The organism is Gilvibacter sp., from assembly GCF_013214815.1.
GTDB lineage: Bacteria > Bacteroidota > Bacteroidia > Flavobacteriales > Flavobacteriaceae > Gilvibacter.
Genome location: NZ_JABSPU010000090.1, coordinates 1 through 8,548, shown reverse-complemented (window position 1 = coordinate 8,548; position 8,548 = coordinate 1). Strand labels below are relative to the sequence as shown.

Below are 8,548 nucleotides of genomic sequence, written 5' to 3'. Positions count from 1 at the left end.
TCCCCCAGTACAAGGCAGATTGTATACGCGTTACGCACCCGTGCGCCGGTCGTCAGCAAAGAAGCAAGCTTCTTCCTGTTACCCCTCGACTTGCATGTGTTAGGCCTGCCGCTAGCGTTCATCCTGAGCCAGGATCAAACTCTTCATCGTTTAATCTTAAATAATTTTAAACAACTACTATATCCAAGTTTGACCAAAAAAATCTCTCAGGGTATTTTTACTCGGTTTATTCGTTTCAACACCAAAGTTTCCTTTAGTATTGTACACTGTCAATTCAATATATCAATGAACTTCTGTTCTTTTTTTTCGCCTAACGTAACTCGTGTTTTGTAGTCACTCATCCGTTTAGCGGGTGCAAATATACAACAGTTTTTAATTCCTGCAATACTTTCAAAAAATAATTTGAAAAAATTTGCGCCAGTATTTTTATGAACTTCTTTTGGGCTGTTATCCTTTCCAAAAGCGGTTGCAAATATATATCGCTTTTTATATTCCGCAAGACATAAATGACAATTTTTTTAATAAAATTTCACCTTTAAATTACAAGCCGCTGAAAGGCTGAGAATTGGGCAAAATCACCCTTTTATACCTTTATATATATACCCCAAAATCACAATCGACATAAATTCCGCAGCAACCACCCATCAGAATTAACCCAAACGTATTGTTTACACTCTAAAAGCTACCTATCTTTGCCCCTTTAAAATTAAACTTATGATAGGGATTACCTTACCCGATGGTAGCGTAAAATCTGTGGAAGCAGGTACTACGCCTATGGATGTCGCCAAGAGCATTAGTGAAGGCTTGGCGCGCAATGTTATTTCAGCAACTTACAATGACACCACCGTAGAAGTAACAACCCCATTAACCACAGACGGTAGTTTAACCCTACACACTTGGAATGATGACGCAGGAAAAAAAGCCTTTTGGCACTCCTCTGCTCATATCCTAGCACAAGCCTTAGAAGAACTCTATCCAGGGATCAAACTTTGGGTGGGTCCGGCGATTGAACGTGGGTTCTATTATGATGTTGATCTGCCGGAGGGTCAAGTGATCTCCGATAAAGACTTTAAAACTATAGAGAACAAGATGCTGGAGATCGCTCGCGGGAAGCACGACTTCAAAATGCGTGAGGTTTCAAAAGCTGATGCTCTAGCCTATTATCAAGGAAAGAACGAATATAAGGTTGACCTTATAGAAGGACTGGAGGATGGAGAGATCACCTTCTGCGACCACAGCAGCTTTACCGATCTATGCCGTGGTGGGCATATTCCAAATACAGGAATTGTCAAAGCAGTAAAGATTCTAAACGTAGCTGGAGCCTATTTTAAAGGTGATGAAAATGAGAAGCAATTAACGCGGGTTTATGGGATTTCGTTTCCGAAGCAAAAAGAGCTCACTGCCTATTTAGAGCTTTTAGAAGAAGCTAAAAAACGAGATCACCGAAAGTTGGGTAAAGAATTAGAATTGTTCACTTTCTCACAACGTGTCGGACAAGGCCTTCCACTTTGGTTGCCTAAAGGGGCAGCATTAAGAGAACGCCTAGAAAGCTTCTTAAAAGCAGCACAGAAAAAAGCCGGTTACCAAACGGTGATGAGTCCGCATATTGGAAACAAAGACCTTTATGTGACTTCCGGTCACTTTGCGAAATACGGAGAGGACAGTTTTCAAACGATTCAAACTCCACACGAAGGCGAAGAATTCATGCTTAAACCTATGAATTGTCCTCACCATTGTGAAATGTATAAGGCAAAACCGTGGTCTTATAAAGAACTCCCTGTTCGCTATGCTGAATTTGGAACGGTTTACCGTTACGAACAAAGTGGTGAGCTACACGGTTTGACACGAGTTCGTGGGTTTACTCAAGACGATGCGCACATTTTCTGTACGCCGGACCAACTCAACGATGAGTTCATGAAGGTGATTGATCTGGTACTCTACGTATTTGGTTCCTTAGGGTTTGAAGATTTTAAATCTCAGGTATCGATCCGTGATATGAGTAAGCCAGAAAAATACATCGGAGATCCTGAAGTTTGGGAAAAGGCAGAACAAGCCATCATCAATGCCGCCGAACAGAAAGGTTTGGATTATGTGGTTGAGGAAGGCGAGGCTGCATTTTACGGGCCAAAACTTGACTTTATGGTTAAGGATGCCTTAGGCCGCAGTTGGCAACTAGGAACAATCCAAGTAGATTACAATCTTCCAGAGCGATTCGATCTTACGTATAAGGGCTCAGATAATGAGTCACACAGACCGGTTATGATTCACCGTGCTCCCTTTGGTTCATTGGAACGTTTCGTTGCGATCCTCTTAGAGCATACGGGTGGAAACTTCCCTTTATGGCTTATGCCTGAGCAGGTTAGCATCCTGTCTTTGAGCGAGAAATACGAGAATTACGCGCAAAAAGTTTTAAATTTGTTAGAAAATAGCGAAATTCGCGCGCTCGTCGATAACCGAAACGAGACCATCGGAAGAAAAATCCGTGAAGCCGAAATGAAGAAGATCCCTTACATGATTATTGTTGGGGAGCAGGAAGAGAAAGATGGCACAATTGCTGTAAGGAAACACAGCGAAGGCGATATGGGAACCATGAAAGTGGAAGACTTTGCCGCCATTATTGAGAACGATATTAAGAGTACCATAAAAGAATTTAATGTTTAACAGCCCGTTTAGGGACAAATATTTTAAGTCATAGCAATACGAAGAAAAAGAGGAAGAAGAGGTCCGGCAAGGATCATTAAAGAAGATCAACACAGAATTAATGACAAGATCAAAGCTCCCGAGGTACGCCTTGTTGGAGACAATGTAGAAGTTGGTGTTTACACCTTAGCCAAAGCAAAGCAAATCGCAGCCGATTTGGAATTGGACCTGGTAGAGATTTCGCCGAATGCGAAGCCACCGGTATGTAAGGCCATCGATTACAAGAAGTTCGTTTACGAACAAAAGAAAAGAGAAAAGGCCTTAAAAGCCAAAGCGACCAAAGTAACGATCAAGGAGATCCGTTTTGGTCCTAACACAGATGATCACGATTACGAATTTAAAAAGAAGCATGCCGTTAAATTCTTGCAAGATGGTGCTAAGTTAAAAGCGTATGTTTTCTTTAAAGGTCGATCGATCATCTACAAAGACCAAGGGCAGATTTTGCTACTGCGTTTGGCTCAAGAATTAGAAGAATACGGCAAGGTAGAACAAATGCCTAAGCTGGAAGGGAAGCGTATGATCATGTTCATCGCTCCTAAAAAGAAATAAAGAGAAAGCGAGATAATTATAAACCTTAGGAACAATGCCTAAACAAAAAACAAAATCCAGCGCCAAGAAGCGTTTTAAGCTGACTGGAACTGGTAAAATCAAAAGAAAGCACGCGTTTAAAAGTCACATCTTAACCAAGAAGTCTAAAAAACGTAAGCTAGCCTTGACGCACGACACTGTCGTACACAAAGCGGACGAGGACAATGTGAAACAAATGCTTCGAATGAAGTAATAACTTTCACCGGTTTAAACGAGTAATAACCCTGGAGTCAGGCCCAATAAAAGCATTCTTCACAGAATCGCCTGCTACAAAAAACAAGTAAATTATGCCAAGATCAGTAAATGCAGTTGCTTCAAGAGCCCGCAGAAAAAAGGTGATGAAGCACGCCAAAGGTTACTTTGGACGTCGTAAAAACGTTTGGACAGTAGCGAAAAACGCGGTTGAAAAAGCTATGCAATATAGCTACAGAGACCGTCGTGCTAAGAAAAGAACGTTTAGAGCTCTATGGATCACCCGTATTAATGCAGGTGCCCGTGAGCACGGTATGTCGTATTCTAAGTTTATGGGACATTTGAAAGCCAACAATATCGACTTGAACAGAAAAGTTCTTGCCGATTTGGCCATGAATCACCCAGAAGCTTTCAAAGCGATTGTCGATAAGATCAAGTAAGGGCTTTAGGCCTAATCAATAACATATTATTTCGCTTAAAAGCCCTGCTCCTTTGGAGTGGGGCTTTTAGTTTGGATAGAGACGAGTGATGATGTTTCATTATCAAAATGCCGGGGCATTCCATGCCCTCCCCAGATTTAAATTAAGCATTTTTAAAGTGTGTTTTGAAATGTCCAAATACGGATTTATCAATTGGTGTATTTCGCCAAATTCTTTATAGTTTTAACAAACGCCCTAAGCAGCATAAAGCAACGCAATGTCAAACCTAAAAATGTACATCCTAGTCAAAGACAGTATCCCGCCAGGTAAGGCTGTTGTAGGAGTTGCGCATGCTAGCTTGGCCTGCTATCTCGAATTTGCAGATGACCAAGCCATAAAACAATGGTTGGATGGACCCTTTTACAAAACGGTTTGTTTGGTCAATGAAAAGGAATTTGAAAAGGCAAAATCAGAACCAGATCGAGTGGTGATGACAGAATCTACCTTAGACCATCAAGAAACAGTGATCGCATTTAAGCCTCGGGAGAAATATCCCAAATACTTTAAGTTTTTTAGGTTGTATAAATGATCAGGTCTTTTGACGCTTCTTCTTGGCAGCTGGAAAAAGAACATTATTAAGAATAAGTCTGTAGCCTGGAGAGGTTGGATGCAATGCCAGCTCGGTGGGTGCATCTCCTACTCTATGGGTATAATCTTCGGGATCATGTCCGCCGTAAAAAGTAAAGAACCCTTTGCCTTTAATTCCATGGATATAACGGGCCTCACCATTGGTTTTGTTTTCACCCATGATCAAGACATTAGCTTTGATCAGATCGCGATCATATGAGGTAGTTTGCCCCATAAACCCTTTTACCAAAGCCGTATGGTTTTGAACCAACATGGTAGGGATAGGATCCCATTTAGCCGAATAATCCATTAAAGTAAAGTAATCCGTCTCCTTAGGAATGGCTCGTTTACGTGTCATATCGATATCGGAGAACTCATACACATTTGGGCTACGCTCCAAAATAAAGTCCTTAAAAGCGAAGGTGCGGGAATAATCCAGCTTGCTTTGATAGCCTCCTTCTGAGGGGTCGCCGTCGAACATAGATTCACAAATGTCAACACCTGCAGCAGATAAAGCGATATCAAAACTATCTGTAGCGCTGCACATGGCGAACATAAAACCGCCTCCAACAACATAGTCGCGTATTTTCAGGGCTACATCACGCTTGGACTCAGAAACCTTGCTATAACCCAGTTTAGCAGCTCGCTCCTCCGCAAGTCGCTTCTCTTCAATATACCAAGGTGCAGATCTGAAACTGCGGTAGAATTTACCGTATTGACCAGTAAAGTCTTCGTGGTGTAAGTGCAACCAATCATAAAGAATGAGTTGATCACTCAATACTTCTTCATCATAAATTACCGTGTAAGGGATCTCTGCATAAGTCAAAACCATAGTTACTGCATCATCCCAAGGCTGATTCCCCTTAGGAGAATAAACGGCAATGCGCGGTGCTTTTTCCAGTACAACCGCCTCCATATTCTGGGAAGGACTTGCGATTAGAGTAAGGATCTCTTCAGTCTTGGAATCTGATAACACTTCAAATTGAACGCCTCTAATCTGGCATTCCCTGCGGATTACCTCAGAGTCTGGAAGTAAAAAAGCTCCTCCTCGGTAATTCAATAACCATTTTACTTTGAGGTCCTTCTCCAAGGTCCAATAGGTAATTCCATAGGCTTTCAAATGCTCCGTTTGCCCCTCAGCATCCATTGGTATTAGGATGTAGGAAGCTTGAGCACTAAAGGCTCCGAGAAATAATATGATAAAGATCCATAATCGCATAAGGCTAAGATAACGACAAAAAGCGTTCCAAGCTTATCCTTTAATATAGATTTAGCAGCTGGGAAAAATTCCTAGAATGGAATATCGTCATCCGGTGGCGTTGCTGGGCCGTCGAAGGCGTCTTCTGCGGATGGGAAGCTGTCTGGCTTAAAGGTATCGTCATTGGCAGCGGCGTTCATTCGCGAGTGGAATTCAAAGGGAGAATCAAAGGTCTCCAAATTCTCAAAGCGACCCAGGTGTCCGACAAACTTTAAGCGGATCTCATCCAAACCACCATTACGGTGCTTGGCTACGATAAACTCAGCTTGACCAGCGGTAGGACTGCGCTCTTCATCATCCCATTCATCGATCTTGTAGTATTCCGGACGATAAATAAAGGAAACAATATCCGCATCCTGCTCAATCGCCCCAGATTCACGAAGGTCTGAAAGCAATGGTCTTTTACTTCCACCACGCGTCTCAACAGCACGCGATAGCTGAGACAGTGCAATCACGGGGACATTCAATTCCTTGGCTAAAGCCTTTAGGTTACGAGAAATGGTAGAGATCTCCTGTTCACGGTTCCCTCCTTTTTGGCTACCTCCAGCGGTCATCAACTGCAAATAGTCAATAACCACCATTTGGATGTCGTGTTGAGATTTAAGTCGTCTGGCCTTTGCACGCAGGTCAAAGATGGAAAGTGAAGGTGTATCATCTATAAAAAGCGGTGCACGCTCTAAGTCTTTTACTTTCACGTTGAGTTGCTCCCATTCGTGTTGTTCTAAATTTCCAGTACGCAGCTTCTCTGAACTCAAACCAGTTTCTGATGAGATCAAACGGGTGATCAACTGCACAGAAGACATCTCCAGCGAAAAGAAGGCTACGGGAATGTTGTGTTCTACAGCCATGTTTCTGGCCATCGATAAGGTCAAGGCCGTTTTACCCATACCTGGACGTGCCGCCACGATGATCAAATCCGATGGCTGCCAACCGGAAGTCAGTTTATCCAATTGGGTAAACCCAGAAGGTATACCTGACAGCCCCTCCTTGTTGGCAATTTCTTCAATGCGCTTTTTGGCCTGGATCACCAAGTTTTGAGCCGTTTCTGAAGAACGCTTAATGTTCCCTTGTGTGATCTCATACAGCTTGGATTCAGCAGTGTCCAAAAGGTCAAATACATCTGTAGATTCGTCGTAAGACTCCTCAATGATCTCGTTGGAAACCTTGATCAAACTGCGTTGAATGAACTTCTGCAGAATGATTCGAGCGTGAAACTCGATATGCGCAGAAGAGGATACTTTTTGAGTGAGTTGAATGAGGTAAAATTCACCGCCAACCAAGTCGAGTTGCCCGTCTTTCTTGAGCTGAGCGGAAACGGTTAATAAGTCAACAGGTTGACTGTTTTCAAATAATTTGTGGATGGCCTCAAAAATGTGCTGATGTGCCTCCTTGTAGAAGGCGTCGGCATGGAGAATGTCAATTACCTCATCGACACCTTTTTTGTCGATCATCATCGCTCCCAACACAACTTCCTCTAAATCAGTAGCTTGAGGAGGTAGTTTCCCTTTTTCCAAAGAAATCACCTGAGATTTCCGTTGTCCGTAGTTAGCGCGAGGTTGTAAATTTTCCATGAGGCGAATGTAAATAAATTGTTATCGGCAGCATGAAATATGGCGCAGCCGATGTCCACCAGCTATTAACATTTTAACTGTTAAGAACTGCAGATTATTGTTGATAACCCTTGAAAAGTAAAAGGGATAAAATGGGGGGGGATTCGTTAAGTCCTTATTTTAGGAGACTTATCCTTTAAAGACTCCCATTTCTGAATACTTATCCATGCGTTTTTCAACCAGCTCGGTTGGGGATAAGTTCTTGAGTTCATCAAATGACTTTTCGATTTCCTTGGCTACTATAGTGTAGATGCCTTCGCGATCACTATGCGCACCTCCTAAAGGTTCTTTTACAATAGTATCGATCAGTTTGAGCTTCTTCATATCGGTAGCAGTAAGTTTAAGTGCTTCTGCCGCCTGCTCCTTGTATTCCCAGCTACGCCAAAGAATGGAAGAACAGCTCTCTGGAGAGATCACCGAATACCAAGTATTCTCTAACATCAGTACGGTATCACCTACTCCAATGCCTAAAGCTCCACCACTCGCTCCTTCTCCGATGATCACCACGATGATCGGCACTTTAAGGCGAGTCATTTCTAGAATGTTTCTAGCAATGGCTTCTCCTTGACCACGCTCTTCAGCTTCCAAACCAGGATAAGCTCCCGGAGTATCAATTAAAGTGACCACGGGCACTCCAAACTTCTCGGCCATCTTCATTAGACGTAAGGCTTTGCGGTAGCCCTCTGGGTTTGCCATACCGAAGTTTCTGTATTGACGGGTTTTGGTGTTGTATCCTTTTTGCTGTCCGATGAACATATAGGATTGATCACCGATCTTACCCAAACCACCGATCATGGCCTTGTCATCCTTTACATTTCTGTCACCGTGTAGTTCCAAAAAAGAATCACCACAAATAGCTTTGATATAATCCAGCGTATTCGGGCGATTAGGGTGTCTAGACAATTGGACGCGTTGCCAAGGGGTCAGGTTTTTATAGATATCCTTCTTGGTCTCCTTGAGTTTCTTCTCGATCTGCTTGCAGGTGTTGGTCACATCAACATCGCTCTCCTCGCCTATTTTACAGGCTTTCTCATACTGCTCCTGCAGTTCCTTAATCGGTAATTCAAAATCAAGATATTCCATGATTTTCGCTTCAGTTTTTAGTGTGGTGGTTAGCTCACAAATATAAGAACTTTGGGATTATCCTGTAGTTT

Annotated in this window: 8 protein-coding genes and 1 rRNA gene; 5 read left to right on the top strand and 4 right to left on the bottom strand. The window is 42.7% G+C overall.

Annotation, left to right across the window (positions count from 1 at the left end; translation table 11 throughout):
• Positions 1-150: ribosomal RNA gene (locus tag HRT75_RS13380) — 16S ribosomal RNA — on the bottom strand; the annotation flags it as partial.
• A gap of 564 nt (positions 151-714) precedes the next feature.
• Between HRT75_RS13380 and thrS the strand changes: the two genes are divergently transcribed.
• The 5 genes from thrS to HRT75_RS13355 all read left to right on the top strand — a co-directional run bounded on the left by thrS (position 715) and on the right by HRT75_RS13355 (position 4,488).
• Complete coding sequence (gene thrS / locus HRT75_RS13375) at positions 715-2,661, top strand: threonine--tRNA ligase (protein ID WP_291187699.1); 1,947 nt, start codon at positions 715-717, stop codon at positions 2,659-2,661.
• A gap of 75 nt (positions 2,662-2,736) precedes the next feature.
• Positions 2,737-3,249 (top strand): translation initiation factor IF-3, encoded by a 513-nt coding sequence (gene infC / locus HRT75_RS13370; protein WP_291187702.1) that lies wholly within the window; start codon positions 2,737-2,739, stop codon positions 3,247-3,249.
• A 34-nt stretch (positions 3,250-3,283) separates the two neighbouring features.
• On the top strand, positions 3,284-3,481 hold the full coding sequence (gene rpmI / locus HRT75_RS13365) for a 50S ribosomal protein L35 (protein WP_087524876.1): 198 nt from the start codon (positions 3,284-3,286) through the stop codon (positions 3,479-3,481).
• Positions 3,482-3,575: 94 nt separating this feature from the next.
• A complete protein-coding gene (rplT, locus tag HRT75_RS13360) occupies positions 3,576-3,920 on the top strand; it encodes a 50S ribosomal protein L20 (RefSeq protein WP_272833429.1) in 345 nt (114 codons plus the stop codon).
• Between the two features lie 256 nt (positions 3,921-4,176).
• Entirely contained in the window at positions 4,177-4,488 is a 312-nt protein-coding gene (locus HRT75_RS13355) for a peptidyl-tRNA hydrolase (RefSeq protein WP_291187692.1), read from the top strand.
• Here the strand turns inward: HRT75_RS13355 and HRT75_RS13350 are convergent, their stop codons facing one another.
• The 3 genes from HRT75_RS13350 to HRT75_RS13340 all read right to left on the bottom strand — a co-directional run bounded on the left by HRT75_RS13350 (position 4,489) and on the right by HRT75_RS13340 (position 8,477).
• Positions 4,489-5,745 carry an asparagine synthetase B gene (locus tag HRT75_RS13350; protein WP_291187689.1) on the bottom strand — a complete coding sequence of 419 codons (1,257 nt, stop codon included), beginning with the start codon at positions 5,743-5,745 and terminating at the stop codon, positions 4,489-4,491.
• 71 nt (positions 5,746-5,816) lie between these two features.
• The gene (gene dnaB, locus HRT75_RS13345) at positions 5,817-7,355 is read right to left on the bottom strand and encodes a replicative DNA helicase (protein ID WP_291187687.1); all 1,539 of its coding nucleotides are present in this window, start codon (positions 7,353-7,355) and stop codon (positions 5,817-5,819) included.
• Between the two features lie 168 nt (positions 7,356-7,523).
• Positions 7,524-8,477 (bottom strand): acetyl-CoA carboxylase carboxyltransferase subunit alpha, encoded by a 954-nt coding sequence (locus HRT75_RS13340; protein ID WP_291187684.1) that lies wholly within the window; start codon positions 8,475-8,477, stop codon positions 7,524-7,526.
• Positions 8,478-8,548: the final 71 nt, after the last annotated feature.

Bases quoted from the DNA above. Each gene is read 5' to 3' on its own strand.
- HRT75_RS13350 (WP_291187689.1), bottom strand. From the start codon at position 5,745: ATGCGATTATGGATCTTTATCATATTATTTCTCGGAGCCTTTAGTGCT.
- HRT75_RS13340 (WP_291187684.1), bottom strand. From the start codon at position 8,477: ATGGAATATCTTGATTTTGAATTACCGATTAAGGAACTGCAGGAGCAG.
- rplT (WP_272833429.1), top strand. From the start codon at position 3,576: ATGCCAAGATCAGTAAATGCAGTTGCTTCAAGAGCCCGCAGAAAAAAG.
- dnaB (WP_291187687.1), bottom strand. From the start codon at position 7,355: ATGGAAAATTTACAACCTCGCGCTAACTACGGACAACGGAAATCTCAG.
- HRT75_RS13355 (WP_291187692.1), top strand. From the start codon at position 4,177: ATGTCAAACCTAAAAATGTACATCCTAGTCAAAGACAGTATCCCGCCA.
- rpmI (WP_087524876.1), top strand. From the start codon at position 3,284: ATGCCTAAACAAAAAACAAAATCCAGCGCCAAGAAGCGTTTTAAGCTG.
- thrS (WP_291187699.1), top strand. From the start codon at position 715: ATGATAGGGATTACCTTACCCGATGGTAGCGTAAAATCTGTGGAAGCA.